Source organism: Rhizobium sp. X9, from assembly GCF_018873185.1.
Taxonomy (GTDB): domain Bacteria; phylum Pseudomonadota; class Alphaproteobacteria; order Rhizobiales; family Rhizobiaceae; genus Agrobacterium; species Agrobacterium oryzihabitans.
Genome location: NZ_CP071312.1, coordinates 1,431,505 through 1,450,282 on the forward strand (window position 1 = coordinate 1,431,505; position 18,778 = coordinate 1,450,282).

An 18,778-nucleotide genomic window follows, 5' to 3' on the forward strand; every position below is an offset into this window, starting at 1 on the left:
TATCAGGAGAACAGGACGCCGCCATTGATGTCGTAGCAGGCGCCGGTGATATAAGCGGCATCGTCGGACGCGAGGAAAGCCACCAGACCGGCAACGTCTTCGCTCGATCCTTCCCGCTTCAGCGATGTGGCGCCTGCCACCCTTTCACGCACTTCCGGTTTGGTGAAGGTGTCGTGGAAGGTGGTCGAGATCATGCCCGGGCAGACGGCATTGACGCGGATATTCGGGCCGGCTTCCTTGGCAAGTCCGCGGGTGAAGGTCATCACGGCACCTTTGGAGGTGGCATAGGCAAGCGCACCCGGACCGCCGCCGTCACGGCCCGCCTGCGACGAGAAGGTAACGATCGCCCCGCCCTTTGCCATTTTGGGCAGTGCGGCCTTGGCTGTCAGGAACAGCGACGTCAGGTTGACGTCGAGGACCTGATGCCAGAAGGCTTCGTCCATATCCGCGATTGTCTTGCGGGCGATAAGGCCACCGGCAACATGGACGAGGCCATGGATCTCGCCGAATTTGTCTGCGGCAGCAGAAATCGCGGCCTCGACTTCGCTTGCATTTGTCAGATCCGCCTTGATTGCCAGAGCCGGACGGCCAAGCTTTTCGATTTCGGCAACCGCCGTGGCTGCACCCTCGGCCGCACCATTATAGGTGAGAACGACATTGGCGCCCTCCTGCGCAAAACGTATGGCGCATGCGCGGCCGATATCCCGGCCTGCACCGGCGACAACAACGGTCCTGTTGGTAAAACGCTGCATTTGAAAAACCTCGTATGGTTAGAATTGCTTGGGAAGGGAGAGCTTGAAACGCTCGTCGTCGACATCGCTGAAATAGATGTCGGTCGAAAAACCCTGGTCGTCGATGAAGCTGAAGATGCGCTTCGGCTCCTTCAAACTGTAAGGCACGAGAAGGGTGACCAGCCGATGCCGGGTGGCTGCCGGAACCGTGGCGCAGACGTGATGGTGGATATCAAGACCCTCGAATTCCTTGGGATCGATATCGGGAAAACCCTCGACGGCCGCGATCTGCGGTGTGCCGGCTGACGAGAAGACAAACTGGCCGTAAAAGCCCGCCTTTTGGCCATTGTAGCGAAAGCTCGACCTGCCGGTCTGCGGTGCCCCCGTCGTGTGGCAAAGCCATTGCAGTTCCTGGGGCTCGGAGCATTCCACCTCATCGACAATCACGAAGTAGCTGTCGTTGACAAAGTGAATTTCGCGCTCTGCCTTTAGGACCAGTGGGTTCGCGACCTGATAGGCGGCTGTCGCATCGCCGAGGATCCGGATATGTCCGGGCTTTTCCTCAACCGCGACGATGCGGCCGGCGGCGCGGCGTGCGAGCGCCTTGTCCTTTTCCGCATATTGCCCCTTGCCGCCGATCAGGATGGCGTTCTTCGACCGTGTCTGGCGGCGCCAGTTCAGATGCATCTGCGAATTGAACGCCACGTAATAACCGGACTGGATCGCCAGATCCTCACCATGGGCATAGAGGACAAAGGCATTCTGGTCGCCATGGCTGTGGCTCAGCGAACCGTAAGGGCTGGATTTGAAGACGAATTGCAGATGCCGGTCCGGGTCTTCCATATGTTTCTGGATGGTCGCCCAGCCGATATCATCGAAAACGGCGAGTGCCGGCAGGTCGGCAGGCGAGACGGCTTCCACCTGCTGATAATCGTGGCGGTAGACGAGATCATCGAAGTTCAGGTCCCACCAGCCGTAATTATAGAAGGCCATTTCCGTGCCCGTCGCATCGGCCTTGATGTGATCGAAATACCATTGGTAATGGCCGTTGCCGGTAACGCCGGCAAATTGCCGAACATTGTAACCCAGCTTCAGGCCGGGAAGATCGCCAAGCGTGGAATCGTCGCCAAAGTTGGCGCGGCGGGTTCCCGGCGCCTTGGTGTAAAGCGGGAAGCGCCCGGTGCTCTGGAAAAACGGCCGCTGATAGAGGTCGTAGCCGATATAGGAGCGGATAAGATTGGCGGCCTCGATGAGATAGGCCATGCCGGTCATCCAGTAATGCGGCCCTTCCGCCCAGCCGCCATCGGTTCCAGCCCAGGGAGAATAGAGGGTGGCAAGGAATTCAACGGTATAATCGAGCCATTCGCCCGCCTCGTCGCTTTCGCCCTGAAGCGCGATACAGGCCGGTGTCAGGACTGCCGAAAGCGAACGCACCGCGTGGCTGTCATAGGGAAATACGTGGATGCGGGCATGCGCGATGACGTGGTCGGCAACCTCCCGCGTTCGTTCGAGAAGAACCGACCGCACGGTTTCGCGCTCGTCCTCGCTCAGATGGTCGTAGAGCCAGTCATAACCCCAAGCGAGTGCGACGACGACACGGAACCCCGCCTCGTCATTATAGGCCCGGGAGGTCGCGCCTTTCGGATCCCAGCCGGCGACGGCCAGCAGCCACTTGCGGGATGCATCGAGCAGATCGTCGCGCCCAAGCACACGGCCGGCAATCGCCAGGTGCCGGATCGCATAGATCACTTCCTGGCAGTCGATATACATTTGCCGCCAGAGCGACGCGACGCGCATATTATTGGGGTAGGGCTGTGGCTCCGGCATGACCGGCCGCTCCAGCCAGGGCTTTACCGATTTTTCGTAGAATTCGGACCAGCCGCAATGGTTGGGGTCCCTTGCCACGGTGTCTGCGAAGGAGCTCAACTGCTCGGGATTGAGCCACAGCCTTGGATGGCTGGCATGGGAGGCTGTATGACGGGCCTGCCTGCCGGGCAGCGGCGTTTTCGGCAGCGAAGCGTCGATCTCGAAGCTGCGCACGGTGCTCCAGTTGGACTCCGGCGTTGCGGACGTCTGGTCCCACAGCGCATAACACCAGTGATAACGGCCTTCCGGCAAGGCCTCATCCGGCGTGAAGAAATTCCAGGCGAGATCTTCGAAAACGAGTGTTTTTTTGTCGGCGAAACCGGGATCGGTGGAAATGCGCAGCACGTAACGCGCGCCGTCGTCGATGTCGGGCAGCCATGAAAAGCGCGGGGGGTTCTCCGTTGGTGGTGCTTCTTCGCTCGGCTCGTAGCCAATGGTCAATGAACCCGGCCGGGGTTCATCGAGAAGTGTCTGTCTGGAGATGGCCGGGGCAGAGGGACGCATTGCGCTCTAACTCCTATGAAAACAGAGGGGAAAGGATGGCGGCGACAAGGCCGCCATCACGGTCGAAGGGTTTATTGCGCGGCCTTGTACTGGCGGTCATAGGCCGATTGCATCATCTTGATGACCTCGTCGTAACCGAGGGCGGTGAGGCGCTTTTTGTAGGCGTCCCAACCGGTATCGACGTCCTGCGCGCCGAGAATCCAGGTCTGCTGCATCTCGGTCATGTAGGTGAGGATGCTCGGCCAGTAGCGGTCGAAGGTCGCCTTCTCCTCGGCGTTCAGGGAAACGCCCATGAACTCGTCCTTGAGGCAATTGCACTTCTCGTACATGTCGATGCCTTCGAGCGCGATCTTGTTCGTCCACTGGCGTTCATATTCGTAGTCCATCCAGTATCCGCGCGGGATCGCCGCACCGACCGCCCACAGCTGGGCATTGACCGGATCCTTGTTGTCGAGGATTTCCTTCTTGAACTGCGGCTTGCCGTCGACCATCTCGTAGGTCAGGCCTTCGACGCCGAAATTCGACAGGATGCGGCCCTGCTGCGAGAACCAGAAATCGAAATATTTGATGGTTTCGACCGGGTGCTCATTGGTCGCCGAAATGGCCCAGCCGACGGGCTGGACACGCAGGCGGCGGGAATCTTCGAAGCGCTGGCCGGAGACCGTCTTTGGCGGCAGCATCGGCTTCAGCGCGAAGCCGTCGATCTTCGGCGACAGGGCGTCGTTATAGGTCGAGGTACTGGCGAACCAGTCATGCGTCATGCCGCCGAGATTGTTGCCCAGAAGATATTCACGCGAGCGGGCGCCGCGGGTGAAAATCTCCTTGTCGATCAGGCCTTCCTTGTACCACTTGGCCACATTGGAAATGCCGGTCTTGTAGTTTTCCTCCGCCCAGGGGTGACGCAGCTGTCCGTCATAGACGGCAAAGTCACCATAACGTTCGGATCCGGACACGCGCGCATCCCACAGATTGATGAGGCGGACGGCATCGATTTCCTCACGGGCAAAATAAGGAACTTCATCCTTGAGGCCGTTGCCGTTCGGGTCCTTGTCGCGGAAGGCTTTGAGAACCTCATAGACTTCTTCCGGCGTTTCCGGCTGCTTCAGGCCAAGCTTGTCGAGCCAATCCTGGCGGATGAACCAGCCGCGCGAGAACTTGCCATCGGGCACATAGGGAATGAAATAAAGCTTGCCGTCCGGTCCGGAGATCGCGTTGCGGATTTCCTTGTGGCTGTCGAAGAAGGCCTTGAGGTTGGGGGCGTTTTCCTCGATCAGGTCATCGAGTGGAATGAATGCGCCCTCCAGCCCGTAACGAATGAAGTCTTCCTTCAGCCCGCCTGTGGCGTCGCCGCCGACGATGTCGGGAAGGTTGCCCGAGGCGATCAGAAGGTTGAAGGCATCGCGGCTGCTGGTGGTTGCCAGCGACGCCACGTTGCGGACATGGATGTTGGTGATTTCCGCCGCCTTCTGCTCCACCGGCCATTTTTCCGAATAGACGTATTTGTCACGGAAATGGAAATGGATCGTCAGTTCCAGCGGGTCTTCGGTGATCTTGCCTGAATCCTGTGCCGATGCCGGCAAGGCCAGGGTCGCGGCTGTTATCAACGCCAGTAGGGGCGCGCCTTTTCGTAGTGCTCTCACAGGTTCTCCTCCCTTGTGCTGCTACTCTTTCACTCCGCCCAGCAGAATTCCTTTGGTGAAATACTTCTGCGCGTAGGGGTAAATGATGAGGACGGGAATGATGGAAGCGATCATGATCGCTGACGTCACCGTCTCGAACGAATAGTGGGCGGTGAGCAGGCTCGAGGCGAATTCGTCGTTCGAATTCAGATCGACGATCACACGCTTCAGATAGACCTGAAGCGGGATCTTTTCCTCGCCGCGCAGCAGCACCATGGCCCAGAAATAACCGTTCCAGCGCGACACGATGCAGAACAGCGCGACGGTGACGATGGCGGGTTTGGAAAGCGGAATGAACACCTTCCACAGCAGCTGCAACTCGCTGGCGCCATCCATCTTGGCGGCTTCTTCGAAGGACTTCGGAACGGCCTCGAAGAAATTGCGCAGCAGAATGACGTTGAAGGCGTTAGCAGCAAAGCCGAGGATGATGCCGAAACGGCTGTCGAGAAGTCCAAGATCGCGCATGTTCAGAAAGAAGGGGATCATGCCGGCGTTGAACCAGAGCGTAAATGCGATGGCGATGTTGAAGAAGGTGCGGCCGCGCAGGCGCTTGCGCGAGAGGGCGTATGCACCGGGGATCATGATCAGCAGGCTCATCAGCGTGCCGCCGAAGGTGTAGATGAAGGTGTTGCCATAGGCGACCCAGAACATCCTGTCGGACAATACCCTGTCGTAAGCGGCAAGCGTGACATCGACCGGCCAGAAGGTGACGCGGCCAGCGGTGACGGCGGCACCCGAAGACAGCGAGACCGACAGCACATAGATAAAGGGATAAAGCGTCGACAGGACGAAGAGGCCCAGAAGAATGGCGTTTGCCCAGCCAAAAATCCGGTCGCCGCGGGAATACAGATTGAAGTTTGCCATGTTTCAGCTCCTCACCACAGCGATGTCGACGAGACTTTTCGGCTGATGCGATTGGCCGAATAGACGAGAACGAAAGCGATGACGGCGTTGAACAGTCCGGCGGCCGTGGCCAGGTCATATTGGGTGCCCTGCAGGCCGGTGCGGTAGATGAAGGTGGAAACGACGTCCGCCGTCTCGTAGGTGGATGGGCGATAGAGCAGAATGATATATTCGAACCCGACCTCGACCAGATTGCCGATGCGGATGATCAGCATGATCACGATTGTCGGCAGGATGCAGGGCAGGGTAATGCGCCACATCATCTGCCAGCGCGACGCGCCGTCCACCCGGGCGGATTCGTAAAGCGTCGGGCTCACGCCTGCGATGGCGGCGAGATAGACGATGGATTCGAAGCCTGCCTCTTTCCAGACGGACGAGCCGATGTAAATGGGACGGAACCATTCTGGCTGGGTCAGAAAATAGATCGGTTCGAATCCAAGGCCTTTCAGCAGAAGATTGACGATGCCGATCGATGGCGAGAGGAAATTGATGACGATGCCGGCAACGATCACCACCGAAATAAAGTGCGGCAGGTAAACGACCGTCTGAGCCCAGCGGCGTGCGACACCATTTTGAACCTCGTTGAACATCAGGGCCAGAATGATGGGGACCGGAAAGGCGAAGATCAGACCAAGGCCGCTGATCTTGATGGTGTTCCAGAAGGAGCGCACGAACATGTCATTGTGGAAGAGTTCGACGAAATTCGCAAAACCGACCCAGGGGCTTTTTCCGATGCCGCGAAAAATCGAGAAATCCTGGAATGCGATGACCAGCCCGTACATGGGTTTGTAGAGGAAGACCGCAAACCAGATGATCATCGGCGCCAGCAGCAGGTAGAGCTGCCAGTCGCGGCGCACATCTTCCTGGAGATCATCAAGACGTTCCTGAAAACCCTGTTTCATGCCCGCGCTCCGCCTTTGGCTTTCAGCGACCTGCCGGTCGCTGCATCGAAGACGTGGACGCGGGTGGTATCGATGCTAAGCTGGCTGACGCCGTTGAGTGTATGATCGCCATAGAGCGTTTCGGCCTTGGCGATAAATGGCTGGCCATCGGCGGTGCCATGCAGGAGCGCTTCCGCACCCAGCGGCTCCACGAGGTCGATGCTGCAATTTAATGCCTCACGACCCTCTTCGGTCTCTACCGACATGATTTCCGGTCGCAGGCCAAGTTTGACCGGCTGCCCTTCCGTGGCGTTCTTTGCGAAGGCTTCGGGAATGCTGAAGTGCTGGCCGGAACCGCCCGTAAGCGTAACCTTCACGCTGCCATCCCGCTTCTCGATGATCCCATCGAGAAGGTTCATCGGCGGCGAGCCTATGAAGCTTGCGACAAACGTATTTGCCGGTTCGAGGAAGACCTCCATCGGCGAGCCGACCTGTTCGATATGGCCGCCATTCATGATGACGATGCGGTCGGCGAGCGTCATCGCTTCGACCTGATCATGGGTAACGTAGATGCTGGTGGCATGCATCCGCTTGTGGAGAAGCTTTATCTCGGCGCGCATATGGGTGCGCAGCTTGGCGTCGAGGTTCGAGAGCGGTTCATCGAACAGGAAGATTTTCGGCCTGCGCACGATGGCGCGGCCCATGGCGACGCGCTGACGCTGGCCACCGGAAAGATCAGCCGGCTTGCGGGCCAGATATTCTGTGAGCCCGAGAATCTGGGCAGCTTCCGCAACCGCCTTGTCGATGGCGGCTCGTTTCTCGCCCCTGACGCGCAGGCCGAAGGCGATGTTATCGGCCACACTCAGATGCGGGTAAAGCGCATAGTTCTGGAACACCATGGCGACATCGCGGTCTTTAGGGGCGATCTTGTTGACCACCCGGCCGTCCATCGAAACCGTGCCGTCCGAGATGTCTTCCAGACCTGCAAGCATGCGCAGCGTGGTGGATTTTCCGCATCCCGAAGGACCAACGAGGACAACGAATTCCTGCGGCTGTATGGAAAGATTGATACCATGGACGACTTCGAGAGCACCGTAGCGCTTGACGACATCGTTGATTTGAACTGCGGACATGAAAGGCCCCTCCTCAAAAGCCTTGAATGTTCAGTCAGGCGTCTTCGCCCCCCGTGAAACGCGCTTCCTCGTGACACGCGTGTTGACCTGCTCGATGAAGGTCCAGATCTTCGGGTTCTTGGAGAGTTCTGCGATTTTGGTTTCGAGGGATCCGAGATGGCGCTGGACGGCCTCGCGTGCGGCCTCGACATCGCCCGACTCGATGGCATTCACGATCGCTTCGTGCTCTTCGATCACCTTTTCGGTGCGTCGCACTGCAAAAACGCGCTTCAGGTGGCGCATCCGGTCCATTTCGCCCTTCGCCTGATTGACGACGCTCCAGGCGCCGGGAAGGCGGGCGGCCGCAAAGATGGTGCGGTGGAACTCTTCGTCCAGCAGGAAGAAATCCGTGAATTCCTCGTCTTCGGCGGCGGTGCGCTGCTGGGAAATGCAGGTTTTCAGACGGGCGATATCTTCCAGCGAATGCCGCTTGGTCGCCTCGATGACGGCGCCCTCTTCCAGCTTGAACCGGATGAAGCAGGCTTCCATGTAACGCTGCACGTCGATCGGCGAGATGTAAGTGCCACCCTGCGGCACGACGGTCACAAAACCTTCTTCGGAAAGGCGAATGATCGCTTCGCGCACGGGCGTCTTGCTGACATGCAGCAGTGCCGCGATTTCCTTTTCCGACAGCGCCCGCCCCGGAAGCAGCTTCACCTCGACAATCAGTTTGCGAAGCAAGGCATGGATCCGATTGGTCATGTTCCCCTCAGCCGGCAGGTCTTGCGGGGTGACGAGTTCGGACAGCGGCAGCGATGGAAATTCGATGGGGCTAGACATATCAATTACCAAACTGAGATATCAGATATGGTTATGATATATCTGTTGTGTTTTGGTGAGTCAAGTGGCAGTTGCTGCCGATCTGTGCGAACGGGCAATGACCTCGCCTCAAGCGCTGGAGCAGTGGATGTCTTTGTCGAAGAGCCGGCGCTCTCATGCAGCTTGAGAGGTCTGCAATGCGGGGAGCGTAAGGCTTTAACTTGCAATTGTGAGCCAACTCTCGCCCGAGCAATTTCGGGGCGAGATGCGGCTTTGCAATCAAAAGGGTGGAGGCTTAGGCGCCGTGCTAACGCGATTTATTGCTCGGGCCTTTGGTAACGTGCGACGATCATGCGACAGCGCGCGGCCTATTCGAGCGCAACCATATAGGCCGGCAGCTGCTCCTCGAAGAATTTCGAGAAAGTGGCGATGCGGGGTGGCAGGGCCTGGTAGGGCGGATAATAGAGCGTCAGCCAGAGTTCCGGCGGCGCCCAGCCGCGCAAAACGTGAACGAGCCGGCCGCTGCGGAGATGTTCGGCAATGTGAAATCCCGGCAGCATGGCCACACCCGCACCATCCGCAGCCATATCAGCCAGAACCTCGCCATTATTGGCGCTGAATGCGCGGCCGGCCGCGATGCTGATGCTCGATCCGCCGTCCGAGAGCGCCCAGTTTTCCCGCCGGCTGTCACCGCTATAGGCAAGGCAATCGTCAGGGGTTAGTTCGCCTGGATGCTCCATCTGCGCAAACCGGCTGCCCGGTGCCGCGACCAATATTCGCGGCACGGCCCTGATCTTGCGCCAGATGGTGAATTTGTCGGAGGGGGCGGACGAGATGCGGATCGCGAGATCGTAGTCGTCATCAACGATGTTGACGAGGCCGTCCGAAAGGGAAATCTCGAAGCACATTTTCGGATATAATTCACGGAAGCCGGAGAGGATCGGCGGCAGCACCGTCTTGCCGAGCCATGTCGGCGCACTGATCCTCAGCCGCCCTTCATCGGCCTTGTGGGCATTGCGGACATCGCGCCGCGCATTTTCGAGTGCCTCGACCGCCGGTTGAATCTGGGCGGCAAAGACGGCGCCGTCCGTTGTCAGCGACACCTGACGCGTGGTGCGGACAAACAGTTGCACACCCAGGTCATCTTCGAGCGCGGCGATGGCCCGGGTAACGGCAGCCGCCGTCATGCCCAGTTCGCGTGCGACCTGCGCGAAGTTGCGCTTTTCGGCCGCCATCAGAAACGTTTTGAGAGCTTTGTGGTCGTTCATTCGATTATTTCAAAATCCGCAATTCATTCGAGAAAAATATTGCAATTCCGCGATGCAATCAAGCGGGTTAAATCTTTGTCCAGCGAAACGGACAACCAGTAGAAAGGCTCCGGCCATGATCAAGGATATCAAGGGTCTGCACCACGTCACGTCAATGGCGTCGGATGCGCGGCAGAACAACAGATTTTTCACCGAAACGCTTGGGCTTCGCCGGGTAAAGAAGACCGTCAACTTCGACGAACCCAGCGTCTATCACCTCTATTACGGTGACGAAAAGGGAACGCCGGGCACGGTGATGACCTATTTTCCCTTCGCTCAAATGATGACCGGCCGTCCAGGCGTCGGCGAAGTGGGCGAGACCCAGTTCTCCATTCCCAAGGGTGCAATTGGCTTCTGGAAAGAGCGTCTCATTGCCAAAGGCGCCACCGGCATTCAGGCCGACACGGTCTTTGGCGCCAATCGCCTGCGCTTCACCGGTCCTGACGGCGATGGCCTTGCACTGATCGAAACAGGCGATGACGCCCGTGAAGGCTGGCTCGCCGAAGGCATTTCCGAAGACAACGCCATACGCGGTTTCACCGGCGCACGCTTCAATCTGCATGATACGGCTGCGACCGAAGAACTCCTGCGTTTCATGGGATATGAGCGGACTGAGGTTGAAGGCAATGTAACGCGTTTCGTCATTCCCGGCGGTAACGGGGCAGATACGATCGATCTTGCGGCCCTGCCGAAGACCCCCTTTGCCCGTCCGGGAGCAGGCTCGGTCCACCATATCGCTTTCGCAGTCGAAAACCGCGAAAAGCAGCTCGAAGTGCGCAAGGCGCTGATGGATACCGGCTATCAGGTCACCCCCGTCATCGACCGCGATTATTTCTGGGCGATCTATTTCCGCACGCCGGGCGGTGTCCTGTTCGAGATCGCAACCAACGAACCCGGCTTCGACCGGGACGAGGATACCGCGCATCTGGGTGAAGCGCTCAAGCTTCCGAACCGCTACGAGCCTTTTCGCAACCAGATCGAGGCGAACCTCGCTCCCCTTGCGGCATAGACCGGGCCGCTGACCCGCATCCACTGACCGAAACAGATTTGCGCTTTTCAAGACGGCTGCCCCTGCCGGGCAGCCGACAGGCGAAGTCTTCTCAATTTCCACCGCCGCAGATCGGCAATCACCACCTGAACGGAGAACTGAAAATGTCCAAACTCGAAGTCCTTACCCCCGCCAACAGCCAGCTCATCTTCATCGACCAGCAGCCGCAGATGGCTTTCGGTGTGCAGTCGATAGACCGGCAGACACTGAAGAACAATGTCGTCGGCCTCGCAAAGGCGGCAAAGATTTTCAATATCCCGACGACCATCACCACGGTTGAAACGGAAAGCTTTTCTGGCAACACCTTTCCGGAACTGCTCGCGGTCTTCCCGGAGAACGACATTCTCGAGCGCACCTCGATGAATTCCTGGGATGACCAGAATGTTCGCGACGCGCTGGCGAAGAATGCCGCGGCCGGCCGCAAGAAGATCGTCGTCTCCGGCCTCTGGACGGAAGTGTGCAACACCACCTTCGCGCTCTCGGCGCTCCATGATGTCGCGGACTACGAGATCTACATGGTGGCGGACGCCTCCGGCGGCACCTCTGTCGATGCACACAAATATGCCATGGACCGCATGGTGCAGGCCGGCATCATTCCCGTCACCTGGCAGCAGGTTCTGCTTGAATGGCAGCGCGACTGGGCGCGCAAGGAAACCTACGATGCCGTCACCTCGCTCGTGAAGGAACATTCAGGCGCCTACGGCATGGGCATCGACTACGCCGTCACCCATGTCCATGGCGGTGAGGAACGCGTCAAGCATGGCAAGCGCATCGGCCCGAACCCGGCCAACAAATAAGCTTTCAACCGTGCCGTGCCGGCTGGATGACATCCAGTCCGGTGCGGCCTTCATTGATCGAGGAGGTTTCCATGAAAGTCTATCTTCTGTCCCTTGGTGCCGGTCTGCTGGTCGGCATTGTTTACAGCCTGCTCAATGTGCGTTCGCCCGCACCGCCCGTCATTGCTCTGGTCGGCCTGCTCGGCATATTGGTTGGAGAACAGATTATTCCCTTTGCAAGGACGATCATCGGCAAGGAGCCGGCCGTCGTTTCGTGGATCAACCAGATCAAGCCGCATATGTTCGGCCATTTGCCGAAGGGTAGCGAAGAGCGCACAGATCTCGCCAAGGCTGAACGGCCTGCAGACAGGGAGAGAAGCTGATGCCGACGCGACGCACCTTTCTCGGCGCGGCATCGAGCCTCGCCTTCCCCCATCTGTTTTCACCCGCAAGTGCGGCTGACCCCATTCAGACAGGAGCCCGTTCCATGTATCCCGATACCATCCTTCATAATGGCCGCCTGACGACACTCGATCGCGCCAACCCGAATGCAACCGCAGTCGCCATCAAGGATGGCCTGTTCATGGAGGTGGGAACGGACACCGATGTCATGGCGCTCGCCGGACCGGAGACAAAGATCATCGACCTGAAGGGTAAGCGCGTATTGCCGGGCCTGATCGACAACCATACCCACGTCGTTCGCGGCGGCTTGAACTTCAACATGGAACTGCGCTGGGATGGCGTGCGTTCGCTCGCAGATGCCATGGACATGCTGAAACGCCAGGTGGCGATCACACCCGCCCCGCAATGGGTGCGCGTCGTCGGTGGTTTTACCGAGCATCAATTTGTCGAAAAAAGACTGCCGACCATCGAGGAAATCAATGCGGTGGCGCCCGACACGCCGGTCTTCCTGCTGCATCTTTACGACCGGGCGCTGCTGAATGGCGCAGCCCTTCGGGCCGTCGGCTACACAAGGGATACGCCGAACCCACCCGGCGGTGAGATCACTCGCGATGTGAACGGCAATCCCACGGGAATGCTGCTGGCCAAGCCGAATGCTGGCATCCTCTATTCGACGCTCGCCAAGGGGCCGAAGCTGCCCTTCGACTATCAGGTCAATTCCACCCGCCATTTCATGCGTGAGCTGAACCGGCTGGGCGTCACCGGCGTCATCGATGCGGGCGGCGGCTTCCAGAACTACCCTGACGATTACGAGGTGATCCAGAAGCTTTCCGACGAAGGCCAGATGACCGTGCGTCTTGCCTACAACCTCTTCACGCAGAAGCCCAAGCAGGAAAAGGAGGACTTCCTCAACTGGACCTCGTCGGTGAAATACAAACAGGGCAACGACTATTTCCGGCACAATGGCGCAGGCGAAATGCTGGTCTTTTCCGCTGCCGATTTCGAGGATTTCCGTCAGCCGCGACCGGACATGCCACCGGAAATGGAGGGCGAACTCGAAGAGGTTGTCCGGGTTCTGGCGGAAAACCGCTGGCCCTGGCGTCTGCACGCCACCTACGACGAGACGATCTCCCGTGCTCTCGATGTCTTCGAAAAGGTCAACCGGGACATTCCGCTCGAAGGGCTGAACTGGTTCTTCGATCATGCCGAGACGATCTCTGAACGGTCAATCGACCGCATCGCGGCTCTGGGCGGCGGCATCGCGACCCAGCACCGCATGGCCTATCAGGGCGAATATTTTGTTGAGCGTTATGGTCATGGCGTTGCCGAAGCGACCCCACCGATCAAACGCATGCTTGAGAAGGGCGTCAATGTTTCGGCCGGCACGGATGCGACGCGCGTCGCCTCCTATAATCCATGGGTTTCGCTGTTCTGGATGGTGACGGGCAAGACAGTGGGCGGCATGCAGCTCTATCCGCGCGCCAATTGCCTCGACCGCGAGACGGCGCTGCGCATGTGGACGGAGAAGGTCACGTGGTTCTCGAACGAGGAAGGCAAAAAGGGCCGCATTGAAAAGGGCCAGTTCGCCGATCTCGTTGTGCCGGACAAGGATTATTTCTCCTGCGCCGAGGATGAAATTTCCTTCCTCACATCCGATCTGACCATGGTTGGCGGCAGAATCGTCTATGGCGCCGGGGACTTCAAGTCGCTGGATGAAAACGACGTTCCGCCGGCCATGCCCGACTGGTCTCCCGTGCGCGCTTTCGGTGGTTACGCCGCCTGGGGCGAGCCGCAAGGGGCCGGCGCTCGCTCGCTGCGCCGGACGGCGATTTCGACGTGCGGCTGTGCCAGTGATTGCGGTGTCCATGGCCACGATCATGCCGGCGCCTGGACATCCAAACTGCCGATCGCCGACTTGAAGGGTTTCTTCGGAGCGCTGGGTTGCTCCTGCTGGGCGGTCTGAGTTTACGCCACGAATACAAAATCCGGCGGGCAGCGGCTTTTCGCTGCCCGTTTTCTGCGGTGCAACGGACAGACCACCTGAAGGTCTCTAATATTGCATATATCGCAATTATATAGAAACTATTGATGCAATTGTTGGCGATAATAGTTTCGACCAATATCGCTCCATCAGATGAACGCAGCGCCGCTCGAAACGACCGGCCAGAATCACGGGAGCAAAAAATGACCGATCCATCTTCAACGCTTCGCCTTCGCGGGTTTCTTGCGGATATCGTCGCCGCGCCTGCTACAAAAACGCTGGCGCTTCTGGCGCTTTGTTCGGCCTATATTCAGGGCCCGCTCACCAAGATCTTCGACTTCCCCGGCGCGATCGCCGAGATGAACCACTTCGGCCTTCATCCGGCGGCCGCGTTTGCTATCGTCGTCATCGTCTTTGAGCTCACCGCTTCCGCAATGGTGGTGTCAGGGTTCCTGCGCTGGGCCGGTGCTCTGGCATTGGCAGGCTTCACGCTTCTGGCCACTTTCATCGCGCTTCGTTTCTGGGAAATGGCGCCCGGCATGGAGCGCATGATGGCCACCAATGCCTTCTTCGAACATCTCGGCCTGGCCGGCGCCTTCATTGTCGTCGCCGCAATCGATCTCACGAAAGGGACGGGCAAATGAGTGCCGCAAAATCCTCAACCAGCAGCTTTGCTCCTCTTGCACAGCCGGTCTTCGCCGTCCTTTGGGCGGCGACGGTTTTGGGAAATACCGGCAGTTTCATGCGCGATGTCGCCAGTTCCTGGCTGATGACCGATCTCTCGGCCTCGCCGGCGGCGGTCGCCATGGTTCAGGCTGCCGGAACCCTGCCGATCTTTCTGCTGGCCATCCCAGCCGGTGTGCTGACCGATATTCTCGATCGCCGCAAGTTCCTGATCGCCATCCAGCTGCTGCTGGCCTCGGTAAGCGTCAGTCTCATGGTTCTTGCGCACACTGGAATGCTGTCAGTCAGCGCCTTGATCGGGCTTACATTCCTCGGCGGTATCGGTGCGGCGCTGATGGGGCCGACATGGCAGGCCATCGTGCCGGAACTGGTGAAACGTGAGGACATTAAAAGCGCAGTCGCTCTGAATTCGCTGGGTATCAATATCGCCCGTTCCATCGGTCCTGCGGTCGGCGGCATCCTGCTCGCAGCCTTCGGTGCGGCCGTCACATATGGTGCCGATGTCGCAAGTTACTTCATCGTTATCGCGGCGCTCCTGTGGTGGCCAAGGGCGAAGAATGCCAATGATGCGCTCGCCGAAGGTTTCTTCGGCGCGTTCCGGGCAGGCCTTCGTTATACACGTGCCAGCCGTCCGCTGCATGTCGTCCTGCTGCGGGCCGCGATCTTCTTCGCTTTTGCCAGTGCCGTCTGGGCGCTTTTGCCTCTGGTTGCCCGCCAGTTGCTGGGTGGAGATGCGAGCTTTTATGGCATATTGCTGGGTGCCGTCGGTGCCGGCGCCATCGGCGGCGCGCTGATCATGCCGAAACTGCGCGCACGTTTTGATGCCGACGCCCTGCTTCTAGGGGCTGCCCTCATCACTGCGCTCGTCATGGCCGGGCTGTCGTTCGCTCCGCCCCAATGGCTGGCCCTCATCATCCTGCTCTTCCTCGGTGGCGCTTGGATCACGGCGCTAACGACGCTGAATGGCACTGCGCAGGCCGTCCTGCCCAACTGGGTCCGCGGCCGTGGCCTTGCGGTCTATCTCACCGTCTTTAACGGCGCGATGACGGCGGGCAGCCTCGGCTGGGGTGCGGTTGGCGAAGCGGCGGGCGTGCCGGGAACCTTGCTGATCGGCGCGGCCGGTCTGTTCGTCGCCGGTCTCGTCATGCATCGCCTGAAGTTGCCCACCGGTGATGCGGATATGGTGCCTTCCAACCATTGGCCGGAGCCGCTCATTGCCGAGCCGGTGGCCCATGACCGCGGCCCGGTTCTGATATTGATCGAATACAATGTCGAAAAACATCACCGCAGCGCATTCCTGCATGCGCTTGACGAACTCTCCCAGGAGCGTCGGCGTGATGGCGCCTATGGGTGGGGTGTGACCGAAGACTCCGCCGATCCGCAGAAGATCGTTGAATGGTTCATGGTCGAATCCTGGGCGGAGCACCTGCGCCAGCACAAGCGGGTCTCCAATGCCGATGCGGATCTCCAGGGCAAGGTACTCGCCTATCACTCGGGGCTGGAAAGACCGGTCGTGCGGCATTTCCTGACAATCAATCGTCCAGGGAAAGCTTGAATTGGAAAGGGGCCGACAGGCCCCTTTTTATTGTCTGCAGATCCCTCGTTTTCCTGTAAAAGCCGAAGAGCGAAATGCTGCAGCAGAATAATCGTCTTGATATCGCGACGTCGCCGCAGTCGATCCAGCGGTGCGACCGCCCCGAGCCGCTTCTTTCGTCGGTGCGAACGAACTTGTCTCACATCCCGATGCATATAACATCCCGGCGGCCGCCGGGACTAAACTCACCACCATGACAACCGCATAAAGAGACCTGCCAGCATGAATAATCAAACCTCCGTCCCGGACCAGGATGCCTGGGAGGCCTGGAGCCCTGCCGAGCTTTTCCGGCGATTGAGCAGTGTATCGCGACCCTGGTGCGTGGTTGGCGGCTGGGCGCTCGATCTCTGGCACGGGAAGAAGACACGCGAGCACGAGGATCTGGAATTCACGATCCTTCGTGCGGATCTGGGCATTTTCCGGCGCGAATTGAACGATATGGAATTTTATACCGTCAATGACGGCGTGCTTGAACTGTTGGCCGCCGACCGGGAACCGGCGACGGAGATTTTCCAGATATGGTGTTTTGATCGTGCCGCCCTCCGCTGGCGGGTTGATATGATGATCGAGCCGGGAACGGATGAAAGCTGGGTCTATAAGAGGGAGCCGCAGATTAGCCGACCCCGCACCGAAATGGTCGCGCGGACCGCGGGCGGGATTCCTTACCTCAACCCCGCCGCCGTGCTGCTGTTCAAGGCAAAGTACCGCCGGCCCAAGGACGAGGAAGATTTCGCATACGCCGCGCCGAAGTTGCCCGCGGCGGAGCGTCGGTGGCTGCGGGATTGTCTCGGACGCTTCCACCCGGACCACGAGTGGGCAAAGGCGCTGTAGGCGTCGAATTGCGCCTATTGCGTAATTCGGTCCAGAACGCGGCTCAAAGCCTGCTTCAGCGCGTCCGAACCGCCATTGTCGTTGAAATCGTTCAAGACCTGCTCGTTGAGCCCGCCTTTGGTGGCGAATTCGCGGCTGAAATCGATGAAGTCGGCGTCCCTGCCGGCATTCAGCGCCACTTCGGAGAGGCCGGCGAAGAGAGGTGCAAGATAGGCGCGACCCTTTTCTTCCGGAAGGCCGTTTTCAACGAGCCACTCCGTCGCGTGCTGCATGATGCCGAAATAGGTGGCCATCAGGGCGCTTGCGGCGGCGAGAAGGTCGTATTCCGCCTTGGTTTCGCATTCCACCGCATTGCCGAGCACGTTGAAGATCGCCGCCGTGTCCATATCGGGCGGATATAGGGCAGTGACGCCTTTGCGCCGGGCAACGAAGGGCAGGGGGATCGCCTGCGTGAGGCGCACATCCGCGTCGATCCAGTCGAGAAGGGCCTGCCGGTCTGTCGCCGCAACGACGCTTATGACCTTTTGCCCTTCCCGGAATCGCAAGGCGCGGATGACCTCTTCGGCGATCTGCGGACGGATCGCCAGCATGACGGTGTCGCAGCCGTCGATGATAACCTGATTATCGCCGGACACGATCACCTGCGGGAAATCGCCAGCAAGCTTGGCGGAGATATCTGCGCTGCGCTGGGACACCATGACATGCGGCACGGCGGCGGGCTTGCCGAGCAGGCCCCTTACCATGGCATCGGTGATCGCTCCGGTTCCGATAAAACCGATCTTTTGGGGAAGGGACATGCTTGCTCCGCGCGGCGAGGGCCGAAAGATACGTCTGTCGTCTGGTTGTCACGCAATGCTAAATTTTCCACCCGGAATTGTCGACAAGGAGATGGCCGTTTTCCAGATCGATGCTCTAGTGCCCCGGATGCAGGGCGTCATTGAGGTACATGCAGGTCAGCATGGTGAACACATAGGCCTGAATAGCGGCCATCAGAAACTCCAGCGCCGTGATTGCGACCGTCATGAAAAGCGGCGCGATGGCGCCGATCATGCCGAGAGCATTGACGCTCGCCAGCGACACGACAAAACCGGCAAAGACCTTCAGGGTGATGTGACCGGCAAGCATGACGGCGAACAGGCGGACGGAGTGGCTGACCGGTCGCGAAATATAGGAGATGATTTCAATCGGCACGATGATGGGTGCGAGAATTGCCGGTATTCCCGCCGGTTTGAACAGGCCGAGAAAACGGATGCCGTGTTTGAAGATGCCATACAGCGTGACGGTGCCGAACACCATCATCGCCAAGCCAAATGTGACGATGATCTGGCTCGTAACCGTGAACGCGTAAGGAAACATGCCGATCATGTTGGCAAACAGAATGAACATGAAAAGCGAGAAGACGAAGGGGAAGAACCGCATTCCCTGTTCACCGGCATTGTCACGCAGGGTCTTGGCGACGAACAGGTAAAGCATTTCCGCGCTGGATTGCCACCGGCCGGGCACGAGGCGCGCCCTGCTCGTGGCAAGCAGCAGGAACGAACTCGCCAGGGTGACGGTGAGGAACATGTATGCCGAGGCATTGGTGAAGCTGAGATCGATATCACCGATGGTAATTTCAACGAGAGGTTTGACTTCGAATTGCTCGATAGGGCCGGCCATG

The 18,778-nt window shown here is 59.1% G+C and carries 17 protein-coding genes; 7 read left to right on the plus strand and 10 right to left on the minus strand.

All coding sequences use genetic code 11. From position 1 onward, the window contains the following. Positions 1-2: 2 nt before the first annotated feature. The 8 genes from JZY08_RS21450 to JZY08_RS21485 form a co-directional block, all read right to left on the minus strand. Positions 3-752, minus strand: coding sequence for an SDR family NAD(P)-dependent oxidoreductase (locus JZY08_RS21450; RefSeq protein WP_216331647.1), 750 nt, complete (start codon positions 750-752; stop codon positions 3-5). Positions 753-770: 18 nt separating this feature from the next. Then, positions 771-3,101 carry an alginate lyase gene (locus tag JZY08_RS21455; RefSeq protein WP_216331648.1) on the minus strand — a complete coding sequence of 777 codons (2,331 nt, stop codon included), beginning with the start codon at positions 3,099-3,101 and terminating at the stop codon, positions 771-773. Positions 3,102-3,172: 71 nt separating this feature from the next. Continuing rightward, positions 3,173-4,741, minus strand: a complete 1,569-nt coding sequence (locus JZY08_RS21460; RefSeq protein WP_253204085.1) for an extracellular solute-binding protein — start codon at positions 4,739-4,741, stop codon at positions 3,173-3,175. Between the two features lie 21 nt (positions 4,742-4,762). Continuing rightward, on the minus strand, positions 4,763-5,644 hold the full coding sequence (locus tag JZY08_RS21465) for a carbohydrate ABC transporter permease (RefSeq protein WP_003498185.1): 882 nt from the start codon (positions 5,642-5,644) through the stop codon (positions 4,763-4,765). Between the two features lie 11 nt (positions 5,645-5,655). Next, on the minus strand, positions 5,656-6,585 hold the full coding sequence (locus JZY08_RS21470; RefSeq protein ID WP_137039348.1) for a sugar ABC transporter permease: 930 nt from the start codon (positions 6,583-6,585) through the stop codon (positions 5,656-5,658). Further along, positions 6,582-7,697 carry an ABC transporter ATP-binding protein gene (locus tag JZY08_RS21475; protein WP_216331649.1) on the minus strand — a complete coding sequence of 372 codons (1,116 nt, stop codon included), beginning with the start codon at positions 7,695-7,697 and terminating at the stop codon, positions 6,582-6,584. The genes JZY08_RS21470 and JZY08_RS21475 overlap by 4 nt, the downstream gene beginning before the upstream one ends. Positions 7,698-7,727: 30 nt before the next feature. Continuing rightward, positions 7,728-8,516, minus strand: a complete 789-nt coding sequence (locus JZY08_RS21480) for a GntR family transcriptional regulator (RefSeq protein ID WP_253204086.1) — start codon at positions 8,514-8,516, stop codon at positions 7,728-7,730. Between the two features lie 347 nt (positions 8,517-8,863). Beyond that, positions 8,864-9,763: a LysR family transcriptional regulator gene (locus tag JZY08_RS21485; RefSeq protein ID WP_137039350.1), complete on the minus strand. Its 900-nt coding sequence runs from the start codon at positions 9,761-9,763 to the stop codon at positions 8,864-8,866. A gap of 115 nt (positions 9,764-9,878) precedes the next feature. Here JZY08_RS21485 and JZY08_RS21490 point away from each other — a divergent pair, with 115 nt between their 5' ends. The 7 genes from JZY08_RS21490 to JZY08_RS21520 all read left to right on the plus strand — a co-directional run bounded on the left by JZY08_RS21490 (position 9,879) and on the right by JZY08_RS21520 (position 17,118). Continuing rightward, the gene (locus JZY08_RS21490) at positions 9,879-10,811 is read left to right on the plus strand and encodes a VOC family protein (protein WP_082185162.1); all 933 of its coding nucleotides are present in this window, start codon (positions 9,879-9,881) and stop codon (positions 10,809-10,811) included. Positions 10,812-10,954: 143 nt separating this feature from the next. Further along, positions 10,955-11,647: a hydrolase gene (locus tag JZY08_RS21495; RefSeq protein ID WP_035242974.1), complete on the plus strand. Its 693-nt coding sequence runs from the start codon at positions 10,955-10,957 to the stop codon at positions 11,645-11,647. 71 nt (positions 11,648-11,718) lie between these two features. Continuing rightward, entirely contained in the window at positions 11,719-12,009 is a 291-nt protein-coding gene (locus JZY08_RS21500) for a XapX domain-containing protein (RefSeq protein ID WP_082185160.1), read from the plus strand. Next, complete coding sequence (locus tag JZY08_RS21505; protein ID WP_082185159.1) at positions 12,009-13,991, plus strand: amidohydrolase; 1,983 nt, start codon at positions 12,009-12,011, stop codon at positions 13,989-13,991. Before JZY08_RS21500 ends, JZY08_RS21505 begins: the two co-directional genes overlap by 1 nt. Positions 13,992-14,212: 221 nt before the next feature. Then, the gene (locus JZY08_RS21510; RefSeq protein WP_216331650.1) at positions 14,213-14,653 is read left to right on the plus strand and encodes a DoxX family protein; all 441 of its coding nucleotides are present in this window, start codon (positions 14,213-14,215) and stop codon (positions 14,651-14,653) included. Next, positions 14,650-16,248 carry an MFS transporter gene (locus JZY08_RS21515; RefSeq protein WP_082185158.1) on the plus strand — a complete coding sequence of 533 codons (1,599 nt, stop codon included), beginning with the start codon at positions 14,650-14,652 and terminating at the stop codon, positions 16,246-16,248. Before JZY08_RS21510 ends, JZY08_RS21515 begins: the two co-directional genes overlap by 4 nt. Positions 16,249-16,509: 261 nt before the next feature. Then, a complete protein-coding gene (locus JZY08_RS21520) occupies positions 16,510-17,118 on the plus strand; it encodes an amino acid transporter (protein WP_216331651.1) in 609 nt (202 codons plus the stop codon). A gap of 14 nt (positions 17,119-17,132) precedes the next feature. On the opposite strand, the gene JZY08_RS21525 is transcribed toward JZY08_RS21520, so the two are convergent. Next, the gene (locus JZY08_RS21525) at positions 17,133-17,915 is read right to left on the minus strand and encodes a pyrroline-5-carboxylate reductase (RefSeq protein ID WP_216331652.1); all 783 of its coding nucleotides are present in this window, start codon (positions 17,913-17,915) and stop codon (positions 17,133-17,135) included. Positions 17,916-18,030: 115 nt separating this feature from the next. Beyond that, the gene (locus JZY08_RS21530) at positions 18,031-18,777 is read right to left on the minus strand and encodes a F0F1 ATP synthase subunit A (RefSeq protein WP_082185155.1); all 747 of its coding nucleotides are present in this window, start codon (positions 18,775-18,777) and stop codon (positions 18,031-18,033) included. Position 18,778 lies beyond the last annotated feature (1 nt).

Excerpts from the sequence above, each read along its gene's own strand:
- JZY08_RS21450 (WP_216331647.1), bottom strand. The coding sequence starts at position 752 with ATGCAGCGTTTTACCAACAGGACCGTTGTTGTCGCCGGTGCAGGCCGG.
- JZY08_RS21455 (WP_216331648.1), bottom strand. The coding sequence starts at position 3,101 with ATGCGTCCCTCTGCCCCGGCCATCTCCAGACAGACACTTCTCGATGAA.
- JZY08_RS21465 (WP_003498185.1), bottom strand. The coding sequence starts at position 5,644 with ATGGCAAACTTCAATCTGTATTCCCGCGGCGACCGGATTTTTGGCTGG.
- JZY08_RS21470 (WP_137039348.1), bottom strand. The coding sequence starts at position 6,585 with ATGAAACAGGGTTTTCAGGAACGTCTTGATGATCTCCAGGAAGATGTG.
- JZY08_RS21475 (WP_216331649.1), bottom strand. The coding sequence starts at position 7,697 with ATGTCCGCAGTTCAAATCAACGATGTCGTCAAGCGCTACGGTGCTCTC.
- JZY08_RS21480 (WP_253204086.1), bottom strand. The coding sequence starts at position 8,516 with ATGTCTAGCCCCATCGAATTTCCATCGCTGCCGCTGTCCGAACTCGTC.
- JZY08_RS21485 (WP_137039350.1), bottom strand. The coding sequence starts at position 9,763 with ATGAACGACCACAAAGCTCTCAAAACGTTTCTGATGGCGGCCGAAAAG.
- JZY08_RS21490 (WP_082185162.1), top strand. The coding sequence starts at position 9,879 with ATGATCAAGGATATCAAGGGTCTGCACCACGTCACGTCAATGGCGTCG.
- JZY08_RS21495 (WP_035242974.1), top strand. The coding sequence starts at position 10,955 with ATGTCCAAACTCGAAGTCCTTACCCCCGCCAACAGCCAGCTCATCTTC.
- JZY08_RS21500 (WP_082185160.1), top strand. The coding sequence starts at position 11,719 with ATGAAAGTCTATCTTCTGTCCCTTGGTGCCGGTCTGCTGGTCGGCATT.
- JZY08_RS21505 (WP_082185159.1), top strand. The coding sequence starts at position 12,009 with ATGCCGACGCGACGCACCTTTCTCGGCGCGGCATCGAGCCTCGCCTTC.
- JZY08_RS21510 (WP_216331650.1), top strand. The coding sequence starts at position 14,213 with ATGACCGATCCATCTTCAACGCTTCGCCTTCGCGGGTTTCTTGCGGAT.
- JZY08_RS21515 (WP_082185158.1), top strand. The coding sequence starts at position 14,650 with ATGAGTGCCGCAAAATCCTCAACCAGCAGCTTTGCTCCTCTTGCACAG.
- JZY08_RS21520 (WP_216331651.1), top strand. The coding sequence starts at position 16,510 with ATGAATAATCAAACCTCCGTCCCGGACCAGGATGCCTGGGAGGCCTGG.
- JZY08_RS21525 (WP_216331652.1), bottom strand. The coding sequence starts at position 17,915 with ATGTCCCTTCCCCAAAAGATCGGTTTTATCGGAACCGGAGCGATCACC.
- JZY08_RS21530 (WP_082185155.1), bottom strand. The coding sequence starts at position 18,777 with ATGGCCGGCCCTATCGAGCAATTCGAAGTCAAACCTCTCGTTGAAATT.